General features: G+C 71.7%; 21 protein-coding genes. 18 read left to right on the top strand and 3 right to left on the bottom strand.

Features of this window, described 5'->3' with window-relative positions; genetic code table 11:
- Positions 1-18: 18 nt before the first annotated feature.
- The 10 genes from ABUW04_RS22175 to ABUW04_RS22130 all read left to right on the top strand — a co-directional run bounded on the left by ABUW04_RS22175 (position 19) and on the right by ABUW04_RS22130 (position 12,334).
- Positions 19-1,608, top strand: a complete 1,590-nt coding sequence (locus ABUW04_RS22175) for a GMC family oxidoreductase (protein ID WP_030262238.1) — start codon at positions 19-21, stop codon at positions 1,606-1,608.
- Positions 1,609-1,752: 144 nt separating this feature from the next.
- Positions 1,753-3,111 carry an MFS transporter gene (locus ABUW04_RS22170; RefSeq protein WP_380566359.1) on the top strand — a complete coding sequence of 453 codons (1,359 nt, stop codon included), beginning with the start codon at positions 1,753-1,755 and terminating at the stop codon, positions 3,109-3,111.
- 241 nt (positions 3,112-3,352) lie between these two features.
- Positions 3,353-3,709 carry a Nif11-like leader peptide family natural product precursor gene (locus tag ABUW04_RS22165; protein ID WP_157624031.1) on the top strand — a complete coding sequence of 119 codons (357 nt, stop codon included), beginning with the start codon at positions 3,353-3,355 and terminating at the stop codon, positions 3,707-3,709.
- 49 nt (positions 3,710-3,758) lie between these two features.
- A complete protein-coding gene (locus ABUW04_RS22160) occupies positions 3,759-4,652 on the top strand; it encodes an alpha/beta fold hydrolase (RefSeq protein ID WP_380566358.1) in 894 nt (297 codons plus the stop codon).
- A gap of 19 nt (positions 4,653-4,671) precedes the next feature.
- The gene (locus tag ABUW04_RS22155) at positions 4,672-5,358 is read left to right on the top strand and encodes an EthD domain-containing protein (RefSeq protein ID WP_030262227.1); all 687 of its coding nucleotides are present in this window, start codon (positions 4,672-4,674) and stop codon (positions 5,356-5,358) included.
- A gap of 34 nt (positions 5,359-5,392) precedes the next feature.
- Complete coding sequence (locus ABUW04_RS22150) at positions 5,393-6,226, top strand: type 1 glutamine amidotransferase domain-containing protein (protein WP_030262225.1); 834 nt, start codon at positions 5,393-5,395, stop codon at positions 6,224-6,226.
- Between the two features lie 144 nt (positions 6,227-6,370).
- A complete protein-coding gene (locus ABUW04_RS22145) occupies positions 6,371-8,044 on the top strand; it encodes a thiamine pyrophosphate-binding protein (RefSeq protein ID WP_380566357.1) in 1,674 nt (557 codons plus the stop codon).
- Positions 8,045-8,059: 15 nt separating this feature from the next.
- On the top strand, positions 8,060-8,662 hold the full coding sequence (locus tag ABUW04_RS22140) for a DJ-1/PfpI family protein (RefSeq protein WP_380566356.1): 603 nt from the start codon (positions 8,060-8,062) through the stop codon (positions 8,660-8,662).
- An 86-nt stretch (positions 8,663-8,748) separates the two neighbouring features.
- Positions 8,749-10,839 (top strand): alpha-1,4-glucan--maltose-1-phosphate maltosyltransferase, encoded by a 2,091-nt coding sequence (locus tag ABUW04_RS22135; RefSeq protein ID WP_380566355.1) that lies wholly within the window; start codon positions 8,749-8,751, stop codon positions 10,837-10,839.
- A gap of 1 nt (position 10,840) precedes the next feature.
- Positions 10,841-12,334 carry a maltokinase N-terminal cap-like domain-containing protein gene (locus ABUW04_RS22130; RefSeq protein ID WP_380566354.1) on the top strand — a complete coding sequence of 498 codons (1,494 nt, stop codon included), beginning with the start codon at positions 10,841-10,843 and terminating at the stop codon, positions 12,332-12,334.
- A gap of 111 nt (positions 12,335-12,445) precedes the next feature.
- Here the strand turns inward: ABUW04_RS22130 and ABUW04_RS22125 are convergent, their stop codons facing one another.
- Together ABUW04_RS22125 and ABUW04_RS22120 are read right to left on the bottom strand one after the other, a co-directional pair.
- Entirely contained in the window at positions 12,446-13,855 is a 1,410-nt protein-coding gene (locus ABUW04_RS22125) for a tetratricopeptide repeat protein (RefSeq protein WP_063757662.1), read from the bottom strand.
- A gap of 326 nt (positions 13,856-14,181) precedes the next feature.
- Positions 14,182-15,552 carry a tetratricopeptide repeat protein gene (locus ABUW04_RS22120; protein ID WP_380566353.1) on the bottom strand — a complete coding sequence of 457 codons (1,371 nt, stop codon included), beginning with the start codon at positions 15,550-15,552 and terminating at the stop codon, positions 14,182-14,184.
- 833 nt (positions 15,553-16,385) lie between these two features.
- Between ABUW04_RS22120 and ABUW04_RS22115 the strand changes: the two genes are divergently transcribed.
- Positions 16,386-17,891 carry a peptide ABC transporter substrate-binding protein gene (locus tag ABUW04_RS22115; protein ID WP_380566352.1) on the top strand — a complete coding sequence of 502 codons (1,506 nt, stop codon included), beginning with the start codon at positions 16,386-16,388 and terminating at the stop codon, positions 17,889-17,891.
- Here ABUW04_RS22115 and ABUW04_RS22110 read toward each other — a convergent pair.
- Entirely contained in the window at positions 17,881-19,164 is a 1,284-nt protein-coding gene (locus tag ABUW04_RS22110; RefSeq protein ID WP_380566351.1) for a cation:proton antiporter, read from the bottom strand. The genes ABUW04_RS22115 and ABUW04_RS22110 overlap by 11 nt on opposite strands.
- Before the next feature lie 350 nt (positions 19,165-19,514).
- On the opposite strand from ABUW04_RS22110, the gene ABUW04_RS22105 reads away from it, so the two are divergent.
- The 7 genes from ABUW04_RS22105 to ABUW04_RS22075 all read left to right on the top strand — a co-directional run bounded on the left by ABUW04_RS22105 (position 19,515) and on the right by ABUW04_RS22075 (position 25,085).
- Positions 19,515-20,465 carry an ABC transporter ATP-binding protein gene (locus tag ABUW04_RS22105; RefSeq protein WP_380566350.1) on the top strand — a complete coding sequence of 317 codons (951 nt, stop codon included), beginning with the start codon at positions 19,515-19,517 and terminating at the stop codon, positions 20,463-20,465.
- Complete coding sequence (locus ABUW04_RS22100) at positions 20,462-21,241, top strand: ABC transporter permease (protein ID WP_380566349.1); 780 nt, start codon at positions 20,462-20,464, stop codon at positions 21,239-21,241. Before ABUW04_RS22105 ends, ABUW04_RS22100 begins: the two co-directional genes overlap by 4 nt.
- Positions 21,242-21,269: 28 nt before the next feature.
- A complete protein-coding gene (locus ABUW04_RS22095; protein ID WP_380566348.1) occupies positions 21,270-22,484 on the top strand; it encodes a sensor histidine kinase in 1,215 nt (404 codons plus the stop codon).
- Positions 22,481-23,098, top strand: coding sequence for a response regulator (locus tag ABUW04_RS22090; RefSeq protein ID WP_380566347.1), 618 nt, complete (start codon positions 22,481-22,483; stop codon positions 23,096-23,098). Before ABUW04_RS22095 ends, ABUW04_RS22090 begins: the two co-directional genes overlap by 4 nt.
- Before the next feature lie 170 nt (positions 23,099-23,268).
- The gene (locus ABUW04_RS22085) at positions 23,269-23,838 is read left to right on the top strand and encodes a hypothetical protein (RefSeq protein WP_380566346.1); all 570 of its coding nucleotides are present in this window, start codon (positions 23,269-23,271) and stop codon (positions 23,836-23,838) included.
- A complete protein-coding gene (locus tag ABUW04_RS22080; protein ID WP_051726286.1) occupies positions 23,825-24,499 on the top strand; it encodes a class F sortase in 675 nt (224 codons plus the stop codon). The genes ABUW04_RS22085 and ABUW04_RS22080 overlap by 14 nt, the downstream gene beginning before the upstream one ends.
- 199 nt (positions 24,500-24,698) lie before the next feature.
- Complete coding sequence (locus tag ABUW04_RS22075; RefSeq protein WP_157624029.1) at positions 24,699-25,085, top strand: hypothetical protein; 387 nt, start codon at positions 24,699-24,701, stop codon at positions 25,083-25,085.
- The last annotated feature ends 41 nt before the right edge of the window (positions 25,086-25,126 follow it).

Here is a 25,126-nt window from a genome sequence, read left to right as displayed (position 1 = left end):
CGAGTGAGGAACCGAACCATGCCCGAGACCTTCGACTTCGTCGTCATCGGCGCAGGAGCCGCCGGCTCCGTGATCGCCTCCAGACTGAGCGAACTGTCCGACGCCACCGTGCTGCTGCTGGAAGCCGGTACGGCGCAGATCACCGACGCGGTGACCAGCCCGCACCGCTGGAACGAGGTGCTGCTCACCGACCTGGACTGGGCCTACATGAGCGAGCCCCAGCCCGGCCTCGGCGGCACCCAGGTCTACTCGGCCGCAGGCCGCGGCCTGGGCGGCACCTCGAACATCTACCACATGATCCACACCCGGGGCCGGGACGCCGACTACGACTCCTGGGCCTACCAGGGCGCGGCCGGCTGGTCCGCCCAGGAGGTGCTGCCGTACCTGCAGCGGCTGGAGAGCCAGCAGGACGCCACCAACCCGCGGGCCGGTCACACCGGACCGATCCAGGTGGTCAACGCCAAGGACACCGGCAGCCCGGTCTCGCAGTCCTTCCTCAAGGCCTGCGCGGAGCTGGGCTATCCGCAGGTGGCCGACTTCAACGCGCGTGACCTGGGCGCCGGTTGGCACCACGTGGACATCAGGGACGGCGCCCGCAACGGCGCGTACACCGGCTACCTGCAGCCGGCCCTGGCCCGGCCCAACCTGACCACCCGCACCGGGGCGCTGGCTGCACGGCTGCTGTTCAGCGGCGACCGCTGCACCGGGGTGGAGTACCTGCGCGACGGCCGTACCGAGACCGTGCACGCCTCCGCCGAGGTCGTCGTCAGCGCGGGGGCGATCCAGTCGCCCAAGCTGCTGATGCTCTCCGGCCTGGGCGACCCGGAGTGGCTGGCCGAGGCGGGCATCGCGGTCCGCGGCAGCCTGCCCGGGGTGGGCCGCAACTTCCAGGACCACCCGCTGGTCATCGGCCCGATCGGCTACATGGACAAGCCCGGGCCCGACCCGTTGGGGCAGGTCACCGAGGTGGCGCTGTTCTGCAACTCCGAGCCCCGGCTGGCCGTCCCGGACCTGGAGATCTGCCTGGTGCACCGGGCGCCGTTCGGCGACCAGTTCTTCGCCAACGTGATCCGCCGGGTGCAGACCGGTCAGCCGGTGGCGCCGGTCCAGGAGCTGGTGGACCCGCACGTGGTGCTGAGCCTGCCGGGCCTGGTCCGGCCGCTGTCCCGCGGCGAGGTGCGGCTGGCCGGGGCCGACCCGACGCTGCACCCGCGGATCAGCGCCAACTACTACGGCGAGCCGGTCGACCTGGAGCGGACCACCACCATGGTGGAGATCGCCCGGGAGATCTACCGGACCAAGGCGTTCACCGACGACTGGGGCATCACCGAGGTCGCCCCCGGCCCGCAGGTCACCACCCGCGCCGAGCTGCGCGACTGGGTGCTGGCCAACACCGGCTCCTACTACCACTTCGCCGGCTCCTGCCGGATGGGGGCCGACAGCCACGCCGTGGTGGACCCGCGGCTGAAGGTGCACGGGGTCGAGGGGCTGCGGGTGGCCGATGCGTCGGTCATGCCGTCCCTGGTCTCCGCCAACCCGCACACCAGCGTGCTCATGATCGGGGAGCGGGTCGCGCAGTTCATCAAGGAGGACCTGCGGACGGCCTGAACACCGGTTCCACCGGCCCGACCTGACGTAGTACCAGTCCGTACCCGACGTACCCGGCAGCCGGTCACCGCGGAGGGCGGCACAGCCCGGCCCCGCCCGGTGTCCTGGACAGACTGCCCCAAAAAGCGCGAAGGAGAAATCATCGTGGTTTCCACCAACATTCCCGGGGCCCAGGCACCCGCTGTGCCTGCGGACACCGGCCGGAGCAGGGGCATGCCGCGCGGCGGCGCGTTCTGGCTCGTCGGCCTGGTGTCGGTGCTCCTGCTGGTCGCCTCGACGGTCCCGTCACCCATGTACGTGATCTACCAGCAGCGCTGGCACTTCTCGGCAGCGATGATCACCGTGGTGTTCGGGGTCTACGCCCTGTTCGTGCTGGGGAGCATGCTGCTCTTCGGCTCCCTGTCCGACACCGCGGGCCGCCGTCCGGTGCTGGTGCTCTCGCTGCTGCTGATGGCCCTCGCCATGGTGCTGTTCATCGTGGCCGGCAACGTGTGGGTGCTGCTGGTCGCGCGTGCGGTCCAGGGCATCGGCGCGGGTATCGCCACCGGAACCCTGGGCGCGGCGCTGATCGAGCTGTCGCCGCGCAGCGCCCCGGCCCGGGGCATGCTGATCAACACGGTCGCGCCCACCTTCGGCATGGCCCTGGGCGCCCTGGGCTCGGGTCTGCTGGTGCAGTACGCGCCGCTGCCCACCAAGCTGTCCTACATCATCGAACTGGTGCTCTTCGTCGCACTCGGCGTGGCGCTGCTCTTCCTGCCGGAGACCGCGCCCAGCGCGGGCAGCGGCTTCCGGATCGTGCTCCGGCGGATCTCGATCCCCAAGGAGGCCCGCCGCCCCTTCGCCCTGGTGGCGCTGAGCATCGTGGCGGTGTGGTCCGTCGGCGGCCTGTTCCTCTCGCTGGGCCCGTCCCTGGTGGCGCAGATGCTGCACAGCAACAGCCATGTGCTCGGCGGCCTGGTGGTCACCGCGCTGGCCGGCGGCGGCACGGTGGCCCAGCTGGCCCTCGGCCGGCTGTCCGGGCTGCGCCCGATCGCGCTCGGCGGGCTGCTGCTGCTGGCGGGCCTCGGACTGGACACCCTGGCCCTGTCCCAGCACTCGGCCGGGTTGTTCTTCACCGGCACCGTGGTCCTCGGCCTGGGCTGGGGCACGGCCTTCATGGGCGCCTTCCGCTCCATGGCGGCCCTGGCCGACCCGGTGCACCGCGGCGAGCTGCTGGCCGCCGTCTACGTGGTCGCCTACCTGGCCATGTCGCTGCCCGCGATCGGGGCCGGCATCGCGGTGCCGCACGCCGGGCTGCACACCACCACCAATGTGTTCACCGCCGTGGTCGCGGCCCTGATCGTGGTCGCCCTGGGCAGCCTGCCCTTCGTCTCGCGGCACCACCGCAGCGGGCGGGTCGGCGCGCACGAGCCCGTGGTCCAGCACACCCCCGGACCCTGCTGCCTGGCCACCCACGACGCGGCCGGGAGCACGGCGGCCCCGGTCCCGGTCGGGGCCCACTGACCCGCACGAGGCCGACGACACACCCCACCGCCCAGCACCGCCCGGCACCCCGGCACACTCCGCCGGGGTGCTGGGCGGTGCTGCTTCCCCGTCCACGCGCCTCCGGCCCGGACTGACTTGCCGAAGTACTGCCGGTCAGTCCCAGCAGTGCGCAGGCCCCGTCCCGGGTCCGGGCCTGCGGCCAACTCCCTTGGCTACACATGGATGTGACACACATTTCGATCGGTCAGGAGGACCACCGGTGACTGCCACACCCCGCGCCCCCGTGCACCAGTCGTCGATCCGGGGGGAATCCGAGAGTACGGCCGACATCTTCGCCTTCCTGCGCGAGCTGGACGAGAATCCGGCGCTGCTCTCGGTCCTGGCCATCCAGGGCAAGGACGAGGTGCTGGCCGCGGCCGAGGGCCTCGGACTGGGCTTCACCGAGCAGGAGTTCGACACCGGCATCTGGTCGCTGGAGGCGCGGCTGGCCGACCGGCGCGGGGAGCCGTTCAGTGAGAAGTTCACGCTGTGGCACCTGATGTGGGGTCAGAGCTACCTGGAGTACCTGGTCAAGGACCTGATGCCGGCTCTGCAGGACACCGGCCTGCTGCCCTGAGGCACCCGGCCTCCCCGACCAGCTTCCCCGAACCGAAGAGAGGACCGGCATGGAGACCGAGACGCTCTACCTGGGCCGCGAGTGGAACATCGAGCACGACCGGACGGTGAAGGTGACCGGCGCCGAACTGCGCTACACCGTGGTCGGCAAGGGTGAGCCCGTGCTCTGCATCCACGGCACCAACGTGGCGGACAGCCTGATCACCCCGCTGCAGTTCCACCCGGAGCTGTTCGACGAGTACCAGTTCATCAGCTACTACCGGGCCGGCTACAACGGCAGCACCCTGGAGGGCGACTCGCTCAGCATCGAGCAGGGCGCCGACCACGCGGCCGAACTGCTGGACCACCTGGGCATCGAGAAGGCCCACATCATGGGCTTCTCCTTCGGCGGCGTGATCGCCTTCCAGTTCCTGCTCTCGCACCCGGAGCGGGCCCACTCGGCGATCCTGCTGGAGCCCTACCTGCCCCGGGAGGCCCCGGACGCGGTGCAGGCCAACATCGACGCCTACATGACCGCGATGGAGCTGTTCCAGGCCGGCGACAAGCTCGGGGCGGCCTTCTCCTACATGGAGTCGGTCTGCGGCCCCAGCTTCCTCGGCTGCGTCGAGATGACCGGCCCGCTGGACGTCTGGGACCGGGTGGCGAACTGCGTGGACACCACCTTCCTGGTGGACTTCCCCGCCGTCGTCAACTGGGGCTTCGTCATGTCCAAGGCGGACGAGCTGGTGCAGCACAAGCCGGAGATGCCGATCCTGGCGGCGATGGGGATGGACAGCGAGGCGGCGATGCCCGGCTTCCGCGAGACCCAGCGCTTCCTGATGTCGTGGCTGCCGCAGGCGGAGCGCCTGGCGGTGCCCAACGCCACCCACGGCATGCAGAGCATGAACCCGCTGGCCGTGGCCCGCGGCGCCCAGCTGTTCCTGCGCAAGCACCCGATGACCTGACCTGAGCGTTGGAGACCCCATGATCCACCAGTTGATCTTCGCCCACCCCAAGCCCGGCATGTCCGAGCAGGAGTTCCAGCAGTACTGGCTGGAGACCCACGCCCCGCAGTTCGCCAGCAGGATCCCGCAGATCAAGCGGTACCTGATCGACACCAGGATCCCGTTCGGCCCCGAGCCGGCCGATCCGCTGTGGAGCGGTATCGCCGAGATCTGGCTGGAGAACGAGGAGGAGCAGCTGGCTTCGCTGCAGACCCCCGAGTTCCTGGACGGCGCCCGGCGCGACGAGCCCAACTGGGCCGCGTTCTGGCGCACCGTGGTGCTGGACACCGACGCCCACGTGCTGCGCGCCGAGCCGGTCCCGGACCAGGCCGTCAAGCTGGTGGTGCTGGTGAAGCGGTCGCCGGGGGCGGACCTGGAGGACTTCCGCAAGCGCAGCCTGGGCGAGCACGCGCAGACGGTGCTGCGGATCCCCGGTCTGCGCCGCTACCTGCAGAACCACAACCGCGACGGTGCCTACGCCATCGGCGAGGCCGTCCTCGACGCCGCCTACCAGCTCACCTTCGACAGCCTGGAGGCGCTGGAGCTGGCGTCCCGCGGCGAGGCGTTCCAGGCCGCGTTCGAGGACCTGGAGTCGTTCGTCGACCCCCGCTACATCCACCGGATGGCCGTGCGCGAGCACTGGGTGATCGGCTCTGCCGACCAGTAGCGGCCCACGAGTTGAGACTGAAGGAGACCGTCCGATGACACGTCGCATCCTGATCGTCCTGTCCGAGTACGGATACTGGGGGGAGGAGCTGATCGGCCCGCTGGAGACCTTCGACGCGGCCGGCTACGACGTCAGCTTCGCCACCCCGACCGGCAAGCGGCCGGTGGCACTGCCGCCGAGCATGGACCCGGACTACATCGACCCGCCGCTGGGACGCTCCGTCACCAGCGCCGAGACCGCCGCCAAGGTCCGGGCCCTGGACACGTCCGACCGGTTGGACAACCCGCTGGACCTGTCCTCCTGGCTGCCCGACCGGCCGTACCGCAGCCAGCCGGACTTCCTGCGCGCCTGGGAGGCCTACAACGCCCGGCGCGACCACATCCAGGGGCAGATCGCCGAGCGCTACGACGCCCTGCTGATCGTGGGCGGCAGCGGCCCGATCGTGGACCTGGCCAACAACTGGCGGGTGCACGACCTGATCCTGGCCTTCTACGGCCTCGACCTGCCGATCGCGGCCGAGTGCTACGGCGTGGCCTGCCTGGCCTTCGCCCGCGAGCAGGACAACCGCACCAGCATCATCCGCAACAAGCACGTCACCGGCCACTGCATCGAGTACGACTACAAGGACGGCACCGGCTTCATGGGCACCGACTTCGTGATCGGCCCGCCGCCGTACCCGCTGGAGTACATCCTGCGTGACGCCACCGGCCCCAGGGGCGCGTACCACGGCAACTTCGGCCGGGAGACCTCGGTGATCGTGGACTACCCGTTCATCACCGGGCGCTCCACCCCCGACTCGTACCTCACCGGCCAGAAGGTCGTCGAGGTCCTCGAACAGGGGTTGCGGCGGTGGGGCTTCCGCACCTGACGCGGACCCGGCCACCGCATCAACCCCCGGGCGGCCGCCCGGCTGCCCCCCACGCCCCGGGCGGCCGCCCCTCCACCCCGGTCCGACCCCGGTCGGACCGGACACCGCTGTTCGCAGACAGCCCTCGCAGAGAGGTACACCACCATGACCAGCAGGCCCGCACGCGTGGCGATGCTCGAGCAGTTCAGGGCCGACGGCGTCACGCACATGTTCGGCAATCCGGGCACCGTGGAGCAGGGCTTCCTAGACGAGCTGCGCGGCTTCCCCGAACTGGAGTACGTACTGGCCCTGCAGGAGGCCGTGGTCGTCGGCATCGCGGACGGCTACGCACGGGCCACCCGCAAGCCGACCCTGGTGCAGTTGCACTCCGGTGTCGGCCTGGGCAACGGCATCGGCATGCTCTACCAGGCCATGCGCGGCCACGCCCCGCTGGTCGTGGTGGTGGGGGAGTCCGGCCTGGCCTACGACAGCATGGACGCCCAGATGGCGGCCGACCTGATCGGCATGGCCAAGCCGGTGACCAAGTGGGCGACCCGGGTGGTCGACCCCCGCTCCACCCTGCGGGTGCTGCGGCGGGCCTTCAAGACCGCCGGCACCGCGCCTTACGGACCGGTGCTGGTGGTGCTGCCGGCCGACGTGATGGACAGCTTGACCGATGAGCCGGTGGTGCCCACCTCCTACCCCAGCACCTCCAGCCTGCCCGAGCCGGCCGCCATCGAGCACGCCGCCGGACTGCTGGCCGACGCCCGCCACCCGCTGATCATCGCCGGGGACGGCGTCCACTTCTCCGGTGCCCACCGGGAGCTGGCCGAGCTGGCCGAGGTCTGGGGCGCCGAGGTCTGGGGCGCCGACTGGGCCGAGGTCAACCTGCCCGCGGACCACCCCGCCTACCACGGCCAGCTCGGCCACATGTTCGGCGAGGTCAGCGGCAAGGTGACCGCCGCCGCGGACGCGGTGCTGATCTGCGGCACCTATGTGCTGCCCGAGGTGTACCCGCTGCTCCAGGGCGTCTTCGCGGACGACGCCCGGGTGGTCCACGTCGACCTGGACAGCGGCGCCATCGCCAAGAACTTCCCGGTCGACCTCGGCCTGGTGGCCGACCCCAGGCAGACCCTGGGCCGGCTGGCCACGGCACTGGAGAGCCGGATGTCCGAGGTACACCGCGAGCAGGCCGCCGAGCGGCTCCGGGTGTGGGGCGAGCAGAAGGCCGCGGCCCAGGCCCAGGTACGGGCCGAGGACGAGGCCGACGCGGCGACCCAGCCGCTGACCGCTGCCGCGTTCGCCCTGGAGCTGGCCAAGCAGCTGCCCGAGGACTGCATCCTCTTCGACGAGGCGCTCACCTCCTCGCCCGAGCTCTTCCGCCACCTGCCGGCCAACCGGCCCGGCCAGGTGCAGACCACCCGGGGAGGCTCGCTCGGCGTCGGCATCCCCGGCGCCATCGGCGCCAAGATCGCCCACCCGGAGAGCACCGTCGTCGGCTTCACCGGCGACGGCGGCAGCATGTACACCGTCCAGGCGCTGTGGACGGCGGCCCGCTACGACATCGCCGCCAAGTTCGTGATCTGCAACAACGGCCGCTACCGGCTGCTGGACGCCAATATCGAGCAGTACTGGACGGCGCAGGAGATCAGTCACCACGCCTTCCCGGAGATGTTCGACCTGTCCCGGCCGGAGATCGACTTCGCGTCCCTCTCCCGGTCGCTGGGCGTGCCCGCGGTGCGGGTCGAGAAGGCGGACGAGGTCGCCCCGGCCATCGCCCAGGCGCTCGCCCACCCCGGCCCCTTCCTGATCGACCTCGTCATCGCACGGGCCTCCTGAGAGGAGTTGGACGCTGTGACCGTTCGTCTTCACGGCCAGAAGATCGCCGTGCTCATGGAGAGCGACTTCTACGAACCGGAGATCCTCTACTACCAGCGGCGCTTCGTCGAGGAGGGCGCCGAGGTCCACTTCCTGACCCGGTTGTGGGGCAACAAGGAGATCACCTTCACCGGCCACGAGCACCGGATGCCGTTCACGGTGGAGGAGTCCTTCGAGGAACTCGACGACTACGCCCTCAAGGACTACTCGGTCGTCATCGTGCCCTCCGGCATCGTCGCGGACCGGCTCCGCTACACCGAGGACCCGGCCGTGCTGCCGCCGGCCACGGCGCTGCTGCGCCGGGCCTTCGCCGACCCGGCCATCGTCAAGGGCATCATCTGCCACGGCATGTGGCTGGCCGCCCCCATCCCCCAGGTGATCCGGGGCCGCCGGGCGGTGGTCCACAACAACCTGCTCGGCGACCTGAAGAACATGGGCGGCATCTATGTGAACGAGGACGTCGTCGTCGACGGCGACCTGATCACCGCCCGGACCGGCAACCACTGCCACCTCTTCGCCCGGACCATCATCGACGAACTCGTACAGCGCAGCGGCTCGCCCGTCCGGCAGCCGGCCTGACCCCGTATCAGGGGTTCCCACCTTGACTGCAGGGCGACGGCAGCACGGAGACGCGCTGGTCCTCCTGCGGAAGGAGACCAGCGCTCGTGCCCAAGGCCCCGTCAACCCGACCCGACAGCTCCACCCCGCCGGCGACGGCCCAGCGCCACACCGCCGCCCGACCCTCCCAACCGCAGCCCCCCGCGCTGCCGCAGTCCCAGCTCCAGTCCCGAACACCGCCCGTCGGCCGGATCCCGGTGCTTGACGTCAGCCCCTCCGTGGAGCGGGGCGCCCGTCCGGCCAAGTCCGTGGTGGGCGAACCGTTCGAGGTCACGGCCACCGTCTTCCGCGAGGGCGACGGCGCGGTGGGCGCCAATGTGGTGCTGCGTGACCCGTTGGGCCGCAGCGGCCCGTGGACCCCGATGCGTCTGCTGGACGAGGACCAGGACCGCTGGGGCGCCGAGGTGGTCGCCACCGCGCCCGGCCGCTGGACCTACTCGGTGGAGGCCTGGAGCGACCCGCTGGCCACCTGGCGGCAGCACGCCGAGATCAAGATCCCGGCCGGTATCGACACCGCGCTGGTCCTGGAGGAGGGCGCCCGGTTGCTGCTGCGCGCCGCCCGGGGCGTGCCGCAGCGGGCCCAACGGCTGCTGGTCGAAGGGGCCGCGCAGACCCTGCGGCTGAACGAGCTCTCGCCGCTGGTCCGGCTGCGCACCGCGCTGGACGTGGAGCTGACCCGGATCCTGACGCGCTATCCGTTGCGCGAACTGGTGTCCGCCTCCCGACCTGCTGCGCTGCAGGTGGACCGGGAGCGGGCGCTGTACGGCTCCTGGTACGAGTTCTTCCCCCGTTCCGAGGGCGCGGTGGTGGACCCCAGTGGTCGCCGCGCACCGGTCTCGGGCACGCTGCGTACGGCGGCCGAGCGGCTGCCGGCGGTGGCGGCGATGGGCTTCGACGTGGTCTACCTGCCGCCGATCCACCCGATCGGCCGCGCCTACCGCAAGGGCGCCAACAACAGCCTGGAGGCCGGTCCCGGGGATGTCGGCTCGCCGTGGGCGATCGGCTCGCCCGAGGGCGGCCACGACGCGGTCCACCCCGATCTCGGCACCATCGAGGACTTCGACGCCTTCGTGGCCCGGGCTGCCGGGCTGGGCATGGAGGTGGCGCTGGACTTCGCGCTGCAGTGCTCCCCGGACCACCCGTGGGTGGAGAAGCACCCGGAGTGGTTCACCCGCCGCGCGGACGGCACCATCGCCTATGCGGAGAACCCGCCCAAGAAGTACCAGGACATCTTCCCGATCAACTTCGACCAGGATTTCGAGGGCCTGGTCGCCGAGACGCTGCGGCTGCTGCGGTACTGGATGGCGCACGGGGTGCGGATCTTCCGGGTCGACAACCCGCACACCAAGCCGGTGGTCTTCTGGGAGAAGGTGCTCGGTGAGATCGCCCGCACCGACCCCGACGTGCTGTTCCTGGCCGAGGCCTTCACCCGCCCGTCCATGATGCGCACGCTCAGCAAGGTCGGCTTCCACCAGTCGTACACCTACTTCACCTGGCGCACCGGCAAGCAGGAGCTCACCGAGTACCTGACCGAGCTGTCCGGGGAGACCGCGTCCTATCTGCGGCCCAACCTCTTCCCCAGCACCCCGGACATCCTGCACGCCTACCTCCAGGAGGGCGGCCGGCCCGCCTTCGCGATCCGGGCGATCCTGGCCGCGACGCTCAGCCCCAGCATGGGCGTCTACTCGGGCTACGAGCTGTCCGAGAACGCCGCGGCCGCACCCGGCACCGAGGACTTCCTGGACTCGGAGAAGTTCCAGCTGCGGCCCCGGGACTGGGCCCGTCCGGACTCGCTGGCGCCGCTGCTGACCACGCTGAACACGCTGCGCCGCGAGCACCGCGCGCTGCAGCTGCTGCGCAACCTGCGGTTCCACCACACCGACAACGACCAGGTGCTCGCCTACTCCAAGCGCCACGGCGAGGACACCGTGCTGGTGGTGGTCAACCTGGACCCGCACCACACCCACCACGCCACGGTGACCCTGGACCTGGCCGAGCTCGGGCTGGCCCCGGACAGCCGGTTCGAGGTCCAGGACCGGCTCAGCGGGGAGCGCTACCGCTGGGGCGTCGACAACTACGTCCGGCTGGACCCCGCCCGGCAGCCGGCCCACATCCTCACGGTCCACCAGGAGTCCTGACATGCCTGTCGCCGTCTGCGAATCCTGCCTTGCCGCAGAGCACGGTCAGGCCCTCCAGGCCAGCCGGATCCTGGGACCGCTGCTCCCCGCGCTCACCCCCTGGCTGGTCACCCGCCGCTGGTTCACCCAGGAGGGCCGCTGCCTGGACGGGCTGCACCCCTTCAACGAGTCGGTGCTGGTCGACGGGGACGACGCGGTGCTGCTGCACTCGCTGGTCGCCGCGCAGCACTCCGGCACCCCGGACCGGGTCTACCAGTTGCTGATCGGGCTGCGCCGGACCCTGCCGCGCCACCTGGTCGACGCCGCCGTCGGCCGGGCCACCGGCGGTCCCTGGGACGGCTGGTGGATCTTCGAGGGCACGGCGGACCCCGAGCTGATGGGGGCGCTGCTGCGGGTCACCACCGAGGGCGCCTCCGCGCCCGCGCTGCAGTACACCCCGACCGGCATCACCGCCGTCCCGCTGGGGCTGCCGGCCCGGGCCATGAACGTGGAGCAGAGCAACAGCACCGTGGTCTACGGCAACCAGTTCCTGATCAAGTGGTTCAGGCAGCCCGAGCGCGGGGTCCACCCCGAGGTCGAGGTGCTCGGCGCGCTCACGGCGGCAGGCAGCGCGCACACCCCCGACCTGGCCGGCTGGCTGCACACCGAGGGCCGCTCCGGGGAGGGCTTCGTCCTCGGCATCGTCGAGGAGTTCCTCCCCTCGGACGGCGACGGCTGGGACCTGGCGGTCCGTCAGGCTGCCGACTGCATCACCGGGGTGTGCCGCAGCGTCCCCGCCGCGGGGGGCTTCGTCGAGGACGCCCGGGCGCTGGGGGAGGCGGTCGCCCGGGTCCACCAGGCCCTCGCGTCCACCCTGCCGACGAGTTGGCTCAAGCCGGACCTGGTGCTCGATCAGACCGACGCGATGCGTCGCCGGTTGAAGGAGGCGGTGGAGGCGGTCCCGCGCCTGGAGGTCTACGCGGGGCGGATCGGCCGGCTGTACGACGAGTACGTGCTGGTGGCCGCGCGTGGGCGGGGCATCCAGGCCCAGCGGATCCACGGCGACCTGCACCTGGGCCAGGTGCTGCGTACCTCGGCGGGTGGCTGGACGGTCATCGACTTCGAGGGCGAGCCGGCCCGGCCGGTGGCCGAACGCGCGCTGCCGCAGCCCCCGTTGCGCGATGTCGCGGGGATGCTCCGGTCCTTCGACTACGCGGCCCGGCAGGCGCTGTCCCTGGTCTCACCGGTCCCGGTAGACCGTGCGCAGACTCCGGCCGAGGCCTCCGAACGGCTGCGGCGCTCGCGCCGGGCCAACGCGTGGGCGGTCCGCAACCGCCGCGCCTTCAGCACCGGGTACGCCGCCGCGGGGGGAACGGACCCGCTGTGCCACCCGGTCCCGCTGCGGGCCTTCGAGGCGGACAAGGCGGTGTACGAGGCCGTCTACGAGGCCCAGCACCGCCCTGACTGGCTGCCGATCCCGCTGTCCGCCATCCGGCGGCTGGTGCACGGGCTCTGACGGGTCCTCGGCAGCGGCGCGTGCCCGGCTGGTCGCGCAGTTCCCCGCGTCCCTGAGCAGGGGCGCGGGGGAACTGCGCGACCAGCCGGGCACCTTGCGTCAGCCGACCCGCTAGGCCTCGGGCCGGGTCCGCGTCCGCGACGCCTGGGTGTGGCTCCCCGCCCCGGTGCGGTCCGAGCGCTGGACGGCGTGTGCGGTCACCCCCAGTGCCGCCGGGATCCCCATCTGCGTCAGCGCGTACTGGTACGCGGCGATGGCCTGCGGAGCGTGGCCGTGGTGCTGCCAGAGGTCCCCGATGCGGCGCCAGACCTCGGCGGACAGCCGGCTGGCCGGCAGCAGGGCGAGTTGCCGCTCGGCGGTACGCAGGGTGTCCTGCGCATGCGTGCCCTCGCCCTGGGCGAACAGGGCCTCGGCCAGCACCGTCCGCGCCTCCGCGGCCTGGTAGGGCGGCTGGTTGCTGAGCAGCCCGATGGCCCTGCTGGCGTGCTCGGCGGCCCGGGCCGGTTCGGCGAGCCGCAGCGAGGCCTTGGCCAGGCCGATCTCGCCCCTGGCCTGGTCGTGGGTGGTGCCGATGGAGACCAGCACGTCCAGCGCCTGCTGGATCAACTCCTTGGCGTGGTCGACGTCCACCCGGTCCGACTCCAGCATCAGTTCACCGCAGGTCTCCTTCAGCAGGGCCTGGTTGCGGGCGCTGTCCGTCTCGGAGAGCAGCGCCAGCGCGCGCTCGGCCAGGATCAGCGCCTCGTCCGGCCGGTGCCGGGAGCGGGCGACCAGTGCGGCCTTCCAGTAGACGCCGCCGCGGGCGACCTGGGAGCCGGGGTGCTCGTCGTCGCTGATGAGCCGGAGGGCGAGCAGATGGGCCCGGGTCAGGTCGCCGCGGATCCGGTAGCAGTCGACCAGCACCGCCCCCAACTGCAGGTGGTCGTCGGTCGATCCCAGCCCGAGGCGCTCCAGCTCGCGCATCGCCCGCTCACCGATCTCCACGCTCAGCACGTAGTCCCCGGTGTCCCGGTAGCAGCGGCACAGCGCCAGCGCCAGCCGGCTCCACTCGGCCGAGGCCAGCACCGTCGCGGGGTCCTCGAACAGCGGCGACAGCAGGGCTATGGCGGCCTCCAGCCGGCCCAGCCGCTCCAGTGCCAGCGCCTGGCCGATCCGGGCCCTGCGGGCGGTGGCGGCGTCGAGACGCGGCGTGGCGGCGAGGGCCTCGCTGTAGGCCTGCAGCGCCTCGCCGTCGTCGCCCCTGCGGAGTGCCATGTCCCCGAAGGCGATCTTGAGCGCCAACTCCTTGGCCTGGTCGTCCTCCTGACCGGTCCGCAGGTAGCCCACCGAGGTGCCGACCTTCTCGGCCAGGGCCTGCAGGACCCCCTCCGAGGGGACCCGCTTGTTGGACTCGATCAGGGAGATGTAGCTGGCGGAGATGTCCGGGGTCACGAGGTCCTGCTGGCTCAACCCCCGCCGCTGGCGCAGCAGCCGCAGACGCTGCCCGAGGCTGTCCGGGGTGCGATTCGATCCCTCAGTCATAAGTCCGATCCAGCGCTGGGGGCTTCCTGCCGTTATGAGTGGAAGCCACTCTTTTGTTAGTGTACATGCCAATGACCTTTGGCGCCAGAATGCCCCGTTTGCCGTCAACGCCCCGGGGCGGGAGTTCGGTTCGGAAAGGCCCCACTGTGTGAGGTTGCGATGGCACGCCGCCCAGGGCTGATGGCCTGTCAGGCGATGTCGGACCGGGCCGGGGTGACGGCCGGGTTGGCACGGACGATTTGTAGCGTACATGCCAAGTCAGGCGTGTCCTGCAGGGGGACTACGCGTGGGCGGTGCAGGGTCCCGATCCGGCCGTTGCCCGGGTCTCACTTCGTCGAGCGGGACGCCACGGTGCGAGTGCTCCTCGCGGGTGCGGGCATGGGGTCGGCGCCGGCGGACGTCAGACCGTGCTGGTAGGCCAGCAGGGCTTCGTCGGTGTATCCCTGGCGGTGCCACACGTCCCCCAGATCGCGGTGGAGCTTGGTGGTCCACCGCGACCGGGGCAGTTGGCGCAGCTGGTGGAACGCCGTCTGCAGGGTCGTCTCCCCCGCGGCGGTCCGCCCCGAGAGGAGTTGGGCCTCGCCCAGGAAGACGAGCGTCTCGGCGGTGAGGTCGCTGACCTGGTCGCCGAAGATTTCCAGTGCCTGTTGCGCCAGCTCCACGGCCTCCTCGGGCCGGCCCCGGCGCAGGGCGACCAGGGCCAGCCCGGACACGCTGTCGCCGTGGTCGTAGTTGCCGCCCAGATCGGTCAGTGCTTCCCTGGCCTGCTCGAACAGGGTGTGGGCACGGTCCACGTCGCCGTTCTCCGAGCGCATCAGCATTCCGGCGCAGAGGATCTTCAATCGGGCGAGGTGCCTGGGGTTGTCCCCCTCGGCCATCAGGCCCAGGGCGCGCTCCACCAGTGCGATGGCTTCCGGGCGCTGGCCGCGGGACTCGGCGATCAGGCTGGCGTTCCAGTAGACCATCCCGCGGGCCGTCCGCGAGCCGGTCTCCTCGGCCTGGGACAGGAGCCTGTCGATGAGTAGCTGGCCCCGGGTGTAGTCGCCGCGCTGGGCGTAGGAGCCGGCCAGGTCCACGCCGAGCATGATGTGGTCGTCCGTCACATCCAGGGCGAGCGCGTCCAGGCGGCGCATCGCCCGCTCGCCGATGTCCACGCTCATGCTGAAGTCCCCGGTGCGCCGGTAGCAGCGGCACAGGGCGACGGTCACTTCGGCCCACTGTGTCGAACCGGGGACCACGGAGGGATCCTCGGCGATCTCGTGCAGGATCGAGAGTGCCGCCTCCAGGTGGTCCAGCTTCTCCAGCGCGCTGGCCTGTCCGATGCGCGCGCGCAGCAGGAGTTCCGGCCCCAGGACGACGGAACGGGTGAGCACGTGGTTGAAGCTCTGCAGTGCCTCCTGCTGCGACCCGTTGCGCAGGGCCATCTCGGCGAAGCCCACTTCGAGGCGGAGGTTGGTGAGTTCCACCTCGTCCCTGCCTGTGCGCAGGTACTCCACGGAGGATCCGAGGCGCTCGGCGAGGGCCTCCAGTACCGACGGCGAGGGACGCCGCTTGCCCCCCTCGATCAGGGACACGTAGCTCGTGGAGATCTCGGGGGTCGCCAGGTCCTGCTGGAGCAGGCCCCTGGCGAGGCGCAGTTCGCGCAGACGACGTCCGATCGCAGAGGCGTCAGCGGCCTGCGGTTGCTCTTCAGACACGGTGAAGACCTCCTGGCAGCGAGCTGAGGGGCGTACGTAAGAGGTATGCCCGTTCACAACCACTGCATACATGACTGAGCGGGGCCAGGCAAGTCATGCGGACGGATGGGCATCTCTCCCTGATCGAGTCAGATGCCCAGCGACGTTCCGCTTTTTCTCACCGATGACAGAAAAGTGGCACTTGACTACGCTTGTCAAATATTATTGACTGTGTTTGTCAATCAGTACGACTCCAGCCGTCGAAGGTAGATCATGATGAGGTTCCTCTGCGTCGTAGTCGCAGTCGTCACCGGCTTGATCCTCGCGGCCTCGCTAGCCGTGCACGCGGCAGTCCTCTCCGGATCCACGGCACCCGGATCCACGCCGTCCCCCCTCTCGCACATGCGCCAGGCCAATGGCGGGGGATGCTGCTGAGTGCTCGTGGCGGGCTGCGGATCGAGCGGAATCCGTATTCCCCATCGGTCCTTTCTGCGGCTGTTCCGCGGAGGGACCGGAGGCGACCTGTCGAGTTTCTGAAAACGCACCGGTCGCCGCCGGACCGGAATGCTCCTTCCGGTCCGGCGGCGACCCCGACGAAAATCTGCCCTGGCGCTGTCAGGTTCCTGGCACGTAAGGTGGGCCTAGCTGGCCAACCGCCCTGAGCAGCAGGTTTTTCGGCCGGATGCGGGGGCGATGGCGGCCTCGCTCGGAATAGGATGTAGTTATTCCGCTTTCCGGTCCTGGGGGAGATCTCATTGTTCCGGAGGAAGCGTCCGAGGGCAGCTGCTGTCGGGGCCGCCTTATCCCTGATCGTGGCGGCATGTGCGAGTTGTACCGAATCATCGCCCAGCAGGATGGTCATCGCCGCCTGGGGGGTTCCGCAGAACCCCTTCGTTCCGGGGGACACCTATGATTCCTACGGGATCAAGGTTGTCGACAGCATTCTGACCGGCCTGCTGACCTACGACCCCAGGACCTCTGCCCCGGTCTACGAGAATGCCGCCTCGATCAGTACCACCGACCAGCAGCACTTCACCATCAGGTTGAAGCCGGACTGGACGTTCAGTGACGGATCACCGGTGACGGCCGCATCGTACGTGGACGCCTGGAACTACACCGCGCTGGCGACCAATCGCCAGATCAACAGCGGCTACTTCGGGTACATCCAGGGGTATGCGGCCGTCGCGCCGGCCTCGGGCCGGCCGACGGCGACCACCCTGTCGGGGCTGAAGGTGGTCGACTCCACCACCTTCACCGTGGCGCTCACCCAGAAGTTCTCCACCTGGCCGCAGACCCTGGGCGAGTTCATCTTCGATCCGCTGCCTGCGTCGTTCTTCAAGGACCCCTCCGCCTGGGAGAAGCACCCGGTCGGTGACGGGCCCTACCGGATCGCCTCCTACACCCCCAAGCAGGAGGTCGTGCTGACGCCGTACGCCGGGTACAAGGGCCTGCAGAAGCCGCAGAACGACGGGATCGACTTCAAGGCCTACACCGATCCCAATGCCGCCTACGCGGACCTGCTCTCCGGCAGGCTGGACATCGACGACACGCTGCCGCTCGGGGAGCTCGACAACGTCTCGAAGGACCTGCACGGACGGTATATTGACACACCGTCAGCGAGTCTGTCACGGCTGGCCTTCCCGCTCTACGCCAAGGGCTGGGACACGGCCGGTTCCGCCGAGGTCCGGCAGGGCATCTCGATGGCGATCGACCGGCCGCTGATCATCGACAAGATCCTGCACGGAACGATGACGCCCGCCACCGACTGGACCGCGCCGGGCGTGAGCGGTTACGACCCGGGGCTGTGCGGCAGCTACTGCACCTACGACCCGGTCCGGGCCAGGCAGCTGATCGCGGCGGGCGGGGGCCTGCCCGGCGGCTCGATCACCATCAGCTACAACGCCGACGGCGGCAACCAGCCCTGGGTGGACGCGGTCTGCAACAGCATCAACAACGTGCTGGGCGACGACCGGGCCTGCACGGGGAAGCCGGTCGGGACCTTCGCCGAGCTGCGGGACCAGGTGACCGCCCGGAGGATGACCGGGCCCTTCCGCGACTCCTGGGACGAGGACTACCCGCTCGCCCAGGACTTCCTGCAGCCGTCCTTCACGAGTGGCGGCGGGTCCAACGACTCGGGCTACCGCAACAGCGGCTACGACAGTCTGGTCGACCGGGCCAACGCCGCGTCCGGCACCGCTGCCACCGACCGGCTCTACCAGCAGGCCGAGAAGCAACTGGTGGCCGACATGCCGGTGATCCCGCTGTGGTACGAGAACAGCGCCGCGGGCTACTCGGCGGCGGTCTCGGACGTGGCGATGGACAGTTTCCGGATGCCGGTCTACTACGCCGTCAGAAAGTAGCCCCGCCGGTCCGTTCGGACCCGACCGGTGCCGGGTCGCGAGCCGGGCGCGGTCGCGGGCCGTCGGTCGCCGGCCGGTCCAGCAGCGCGAGTGCAGGGCCGGTCAGCACCGTGGTGACCAGGGCGACCACGATCAGCGCCTCGAACAGGGTCCTGCCGATCAGGCCGTCCTGGTAGCCGATGGACAGCACGACGATCTCGGTGAGCCCCTTGGCGTTCATCAGCACGCCGAGTCGGGTCGCATCGCGCAGCGACGAGTGGAAGGCCAGCCCGGCACCGGTGACGGCGGCCAGCTTGGTGACCACCGCGGCGGCGAGCAGCAGCAGCACCAGCGGGACGAAGCCGGCTCCGCCGAACGCGGAGGTCACGTCGATCTGCTGGCCCATCCCCAGGAAGAAGCAGGGCAGCAGCGCGGCCGCCATCGGGCGGATCCGCCGCAGGATCTCCGCGCTCCGTCCGGTGGAGGGCCAGGCGGCGCCGAGCAGCAGTCCGCCGAGCAGCGGGTGCAGCCCCAGCGCCGAGGAGGTGCCGGCCGCCAGGCAGAGCAGGGCCAGCATCGGGGCCAGCCCCCACCTCCGGCCCTCCGTCCGCCCGGCCGGACGGCTGTGGCGGCGGTGGATCACCAGCACCGCGACGACGGCGCCGGCCACCCCGGCGACGGTCCGCCCCGTCCCGATCAGGCCGGTCAGATGCAGGGCCAGCGCCAGCAGGCACCAGCAGACCCCGTCGCCCACGGATGCGGCGGCCAGGCTCAGCCGTCCGACGGTGGTGCCGGCCATGCCGCGGTCCTGCAGCAGCCGGGCCAGCACCGGCACCGCGGTCACCCCCAGCGCGCAGGCCAGGAAGACGGTCAGGGCGGCGCTGCCGCCGTGCGGTCCGCCCAGGTGGTCGCCGTACAGGTACGGCCCCAGCGCCAGGGCGGCCAGGGCCGGTGCGAGCAGCGAGGCGGTGGTGATCCACAGCAGCGGGCGGGCGGTGGCCGGTCTGCCGCGGCTGGGTGCGGTCAGCTCGTTGCCGATCTCGAAGGCGTAGAGCGCCAGGCCCACCTGCGACAGGCCGTTGACCGACGGCATGACGTCGGGGCCGAAGAGCGCATGGTGCAGCGCGGGCAGCGCGTGGCCCAGCAGCGAGGGGCCGAGGGCGACCCCGGCCAGGATCTCCCCGACCACCGGGGGCTGACCCAGCCGGGCCGCCGCCAGGCCGGACAGCCGGCTCAGCCCCAGCAGGACGGCCAGTGCGAGTAACAGGCGCGTGGTGCTGTCGAGTCCTGTCATCAGGGACCCTTCCGCCGGGGCTCCGGCCGATCTGCCGGGGCCGTTCATTACTGACCACTTGACACGAAGTAATATATCTAGTTGTGTAGTTGGTGTCCACGGTCCCGGGGCTCACCCGCGCACATAGGCGGTGCCGGGGCCGGCGCCGGGCGAGAGGCGGTTCGCGGCCGCCCAGGACCGCCCCGCGCCGACCGGACACCTGGTGCGCGCCGAAGGTCCCCCGTCTACCCGGCGCGCACCGCTCCGGTCGTCCCCGGCCGCCCGGACGGTCTTCCGGCAGTGACGTTTGTCATCCGTTCCGATGACGGTCCGCCCGCCCCGGTGCGGCTGCGGGGCCCGAGGCTGGACGTATGGACAGTGCGGAGAAGGTGATCGAGGCCGTCGGGGTGCGCCGCCGCTACGGGGACGGGTTCGAGGCGGTGCGCGGGGTGTCGTTCGAGGTGGCCCGGGGCGAGCTGTTCGCGCTGCTGGGGACCAACGGGGCCGGGAAGACCTCGGTGATGGAGCTGCTGGAGGGCCTGGCCCGGCCCAGCGGAGGCGCGGTGCGGGTGCTCGGCCTCGATCCGCACGGAGAGCGGGCCCGGGTGCGTCCCAGGACCGGGGTGATGCTCCAGGAGGGCGGCTTCGCGCCGGACCTGACGGTGGCACAGACCGTCCGGATGTGGGCCGGCTGCGTCAGCGGCGCCCGCCCCGGGCACGAGGTGCTGGAACAGCTGGGGCTGGCGCGGCGCGGCGGTGTCCGGGTCGGACAGCTGTCGGGAGGTGAACGGCGCCGGCTGGACCTGGCACTGGCGCTGCTGGGGCGCCCCGAGGCGCTGTTCCTGGACGAGCCGACCACCGGGCTGGACACCCAGGGGCGTTACGACACCTGGGAGTTGCTGCGCCAGTTGCGGGCCGCCGGCACCACCGTGCTGCTGACCACGCACTACCTGGAGGAGGCCGAGGCGCTCGCCGATCGGCTGGCCGTGCTGCACCGGGGCCGAGTGGTGGCCTGCGGCACCACCGCGGAGGTGACCGGTGCGCGCCCGGCCCGGATCGTTTTCGGGCTGCCGACCGGCTGGCACCTGGGCGACCTGCCGCCGCTGCCGGAACTCGCGGTGCTGGCCCACGAGGAGCGCGGGGGCCGGGTGCTGCTGCACACCGACCGGCTCCAGTACTCGCTGTCGGTGCTGCTGCGCTGGGCGGACGAACGCAAGGTCGCCCTGGACCGCCTGGAGGCGCGGACCGCGTCGCTGGAGGAGGCCTTCCTGGCGATCGCCGGCACCGCGGACGCCGGCACCGCTGACGGAGCCGGACGATGACCGCGACCCGGGCCCGGGACAGGCTGGCAGCGCTGGGCCGGGCCGAGGCGACGCTGCTGCTGCGCAACCGCACCGCGCTGGCCACCGCCCTGCTGCTGCCGGCCGGGATGGTCGCGGCCTGGAGTCCGGCGCTGGGCGGCCCCGCCGACGGATCGGGCGCGGGCGTGGACGCGGACCGGCTGCTGGTGAGCAGCGGCATCGGCTTCATCCTGCTGTTCGCGGTCTACTACAACCTGGTCGCCGCCTACGTGGCGCGTCGGGAGAGCCTGGTGCTGAAGCGGCTCCGCACCGGTGAGCCGACCGATCCGGAGATCCTGGCCGGCACCGCGCTGCCGGCCGCGGCCGTGGCGGTGGCCCAGTGCCTGGCGCTGGTGGCGGCCGGGACGGTGCTGCTGCACCTGCCGCTGCCGCGCCGACCGGTACTGCTGCTGGCCGGGGTGGCGCTGGGCGTGGTGCTGATGGCCGCGCTGGCGGCCGCGTCCACCGTGGTCACCCGCAGCGTGGAGCTCGCCCAGCTCACCACCGCCCCGCTGCTGGCGGTGTCCGCCCTGGGCTCGGGGCTGCTGCTGCCGCTGCGGTCGTTGCCGCACCCGCTCGGGGAGGTGTGCCGCTGGCTGCCGCTGACCCCGGTGCTGGACCTGGTGCGGACCGGCTGGCTCGGCGGAACCCCGGCGGACCCGGCCGAACCGCTCCTGGCCCTGGGTGCGGCGCTGGCCTGGACACTGCTGGCCGTGTTTGCTGTACACCGGTGGTTCCGCTGGGAACCGCGCCGCTAGGGTCCGGACCACCGGGGAGGAGGGGTCGATGGCACGGCTGACGGGCTGGTGGGACCGGCGCAGCGATCCGGCGCGGATCGAGCTCTACACCCGCTCCTCGTTCCACCTCTTCGCGCTGATCGAGGTGTCCGCGCTGCTCGGTCCGATGGTCCAGGCGCACGGGCCGGGCGGCGTGAAGAGCGCACTGAGCGCCCTGGTGCTGGTGCACGCGGGGCTGTGCGCGCTGCTGTCGGGCCGCGGGCTCGACTGGATCCTGTCCCGGCGCGAGCGTCCGGTCCGGCTGCTCGCCGTCGTGGTCGCGCTGTCGGCGGGAGGGGCACTGGCGGTGGCGCTGGTGCACCGGTCCGGGGCGCTGCCGGACGGCAGCCAGACGGCACTTGTCGCGGTGGGGCTGCTCGGCTTCGGGCTGGGCGCGGCCGTCCTGGGCGTGCGGGGATTCCGAGCGATGCTGTCCTGGCTGCTGGGCGCGGTGGCCGGTACCGGCCTGGCCGCGGTGCTGCTGGGCCTGGGGCCGTCCGCCTGCGTGACGCTTGCTCTCGCGGTACTGGTCGTCGGCGCCTGCGGGGCCTTCACCAGCGGCTGCTCACTGTGGCTGGTCAGTGTGGTGTGGGAGTTGGACGCGGCCCGCGAGGCGCAGGCACAGCTGGCCGTCGCCGAGGAACGCCTGCGGTTCGGCCGCGATCTGCACGATGTGATGGGACGGAACCTGGCGGTGATCGCGCTCAAGAGCGAGCTGGCGGTACAGCTGGCCCGGCACGGCGATCCCGGGGCGGTGGAACAGATGACCGAGGTGCAGCGGATCGCCCGCGAGTCCCAGCGCGAGGTGCGCGACGTGGTGCGCGGCTACCGCGGCGCCGACCTGGCGGTCGAACTGGCCGGAGCGCTGTCGGTGCTGCGCGCGGCCGGTGTCGACGGGCGGTCCCACGGCGACGCCGGGGGCGGTCTGCCGGTCCAGGTCCAGGCCGCGCTGGGCTGGGTGGTGCGCGAGGCCGTCACCAATGTGCTGCGCCACAGCGAGGCGAGCAGCTGCACCATCCGGCTGGCGGCCGGTTCCGCGGCGGTGCTCTCGGTCGACAACGACGGGGTGCCCGGGACGGAGGCCGCGACCGGTACCGGATCCGGGTCGGGCCTGGCGGGGCTGGCCGAACGCCTGGCGGCGCTGGGCGGCAGCCTGGAGACCGAGGTGCGGTCGGGCGTCTTCCGGCTGACCGCCCGGGTCCCCCTGCGGGGAGCGGACGTATGACCGGGCCGATCAGGATCCTGCTGGCCGACGACGAGCACCTGATCCGGGGCGCGGTCGCCGCGCTGCTCTCCTACGAGGACGACCTGCTGGTGGTGGCGCAGGCGGCGAGCGGCGCCGAGGCACTGGCGATGGCGCGGGCGCACCGGCCGGACGTGGCGGTGCTGGATCTGCAGATGCCCGGCGGGGTGGACGGGGTGGCCGTGGCCGCCGAACTGCGCACCGTCCTGCCGGACTGCCGGACGATGATCGTCACCAGCCACGGCAGGCCAGGACACCTCAAGCGGGCCCTGGCGGCCGGGGTGCGCGGGTTCGTCCCGAAGACGGTGTCGGCCCAGCGGCTGGCCGTGATCATCCGCAGCGTGCACGCCGGCGGGCGCTATGTGGACCCGGAGCTGGCGGCCGATGCGATCAGCGCCGGCGACTCGCCGCTGACCGCGCGCGAGGCGGAGGTGCTGGAGCTGGCCGCGGACGGCGCCCCGATCGGCGAGGTGGCCAGGCGGGCCTCGCTCTCCCCGGGCACCGTGCGCAACTACCTCTCCTCGGCCACCGCCAAACTGTCCGCGGACAACCGCCACACCGCGGTGCGGCTGGCCCGTGAACGGGGCTGGCTCTAGCAGCGGGGCCGGTAACGGGGGGCCGCCGTCCCGGCTGCCGAACGAGTGAATAGTGTGACCGGTGGGTTAGCCGCTGTGCGCGCACGGTGACGATCTCGGTCGATCGCCTGGTGTGTCCCCCCGCACCCGGGCCTCGGGCCCGTGGTCCGCACTCGGCGCGGAGGTACGAAATGATGCGAATGCAACCGTTGGCCGCCATAGGCGCGGCCGTCGTCTGCGCGGTCGGTCTGGGCGCCCCGATGGCGGTCGCCTCCAGCGGCGGCAGCGCGGCGACGATCACCCTGTCGCCGACCCGGCTGGAGCCAGGGCAGACCGTGTCGATCGAGGTCGACTGCACCGCCTACAACACCCCGCGGCCCTCGGGCGTCTCCTCGCAGGCCTTCAGCTCCACCGTGCTGCTGCACCCGGTCGCCGGTGCGCTGGGCCACTTCTCCGCGGCCGCCACCATCCGCACCTCGGTCCGGCCCGGCAGCTACACGGTCGCCGGATCGTGCCAGCCCGACGATGCGCGCTCCTCGGGGTTCGTGACCACGCTGACGGTCGGCCGCACCGAGACCGAGCGTCCGCGCCGGGAGCGCGAGGGCGTCGTCGGTCCGGTGCGGACCGGGGTCGGCGGCAGCACCTACTCGGCCAGCCCTGGCCAGATCGCCGCGGGCGCGGCGCTGGTGCTCGGCGCCGGCGGGACGGCGGTGTGGCGGCGTCGGCGGGCCGGGCGCGGCGGCGCGGATGGGGTCTCCTGACGATCCGGCCGCTGCCTCCACGGAGGCGGCCTCCCCACGGGCGAGGAAGGCCGGGTTCCCCAAACTGGCCGCTGCGGTGCTCCTCGGCGTGGCGCTGATCTACCACGGTCTGCTGGGCGGGGCCCCGCCGCAACCCACCTCGGCGGAGGCCCTCGCCGCCCACCCCGACTGGGCCGACGCCCCGCCGGCGGCGCCGCTGCCGGCCTCGGCGCCGCTGCGGATCCGGATCCCGGCGATCTCGGTGGACGCCCCGCTGACCGGGTTGCACCTGGACCGGCAGCACCACCTGCTGCCACCGCCCGACGAGCAGCGCAACCTGGCCGGCTGGTACACCGGCGGTGCCGCCCCGGGCACGGTCGGGGCCGCGATCATCGCCGGACACGTCGACAACGCCCACGGCCCCGCGGTCTTCTACGGCCTGGGCTCGCTGCACCGCGGCGACACCGTCAGCATCCTGCGCCGGGACCGGCGCACCGCGACCTTCCGCGTCGACGGCATCGACGTCTACTCGCGCAAGTCCTTCCCGGACCGCAAGGTCTACGGGCCCACGCCCTACCCCGAGCTGCGCCTGATCACCTGCGGCGGCGGCTACACCCGGGCCAGCGGCTACCTCGGCAACGTGGTGGTCTTCGCGCACCTCGTCACCGCCGCGTCCCCCTGAGGCGCGGATCGCGCCGATTGACGGATCGGGTCGCGGAGTTGGCGTTGTGTGGCCCGGCTTTCCGGATTGTCCCGCGGTGGATCGGACGGCAGGTCCGTGGCCTCCACCGATGCTCCTACGGTGAGGGTGTTGGCGGGCCCGGACCGGCTTGGACAGCGGCCCGGGCCCGGTTGCTGGCAGCACCAGAAGGGATACGGGTATGTCGGATCAGACGAGCACGGCGACGGACCTGCCGGTCGGGACCTGGTCGGCGGAGGTGACGGTGGACGGGACGTCGTTCCCGACCGCGACGATGTCCCTCAGCGCGGACGGCACGCTGGGCATCACCACGCCGGTGAGCCGGGCGACGGGCACCTGGAGTGCGGAGGGCAACAGCGTCCACTGGGTGGGGAAGGAGGTGTACCAGGAGGGTCCGGGCCTGCCCGGACACGTCCTCATCGACCAGCACATGGAGCTGGACGGGGACACCTTCGCCAGCCGGGGCAAGTCGCAGGTGTACGACCAGGAGGGGGCCTTCGCCAAGACGGTCAACACCGTGGTGAACGGCACCCGCGTCAGCCGGTCGCCGCAGACCGAATCCGCCTGACGCACGACGACAGTGGCGCGAGCAGGACCCCGGTGATCGGG

It is taken from the genome of Streptacidiphilus jeojiensis, assembly GCF_042510965.1.
Taxonomy (GTDB): domain Bacteria; phylum Actinomycetota; class Actinomycetes; order Streptomycetales; family Streptomycetaceae; genus Streptacidiphilus; species Streptacidiphilus jeojiensis.
The sequence above is the reverse complement of the archived record's forward strand: the minus strand, read 5'-3'. Positions and strand labels throughout refer to the sequence as shown.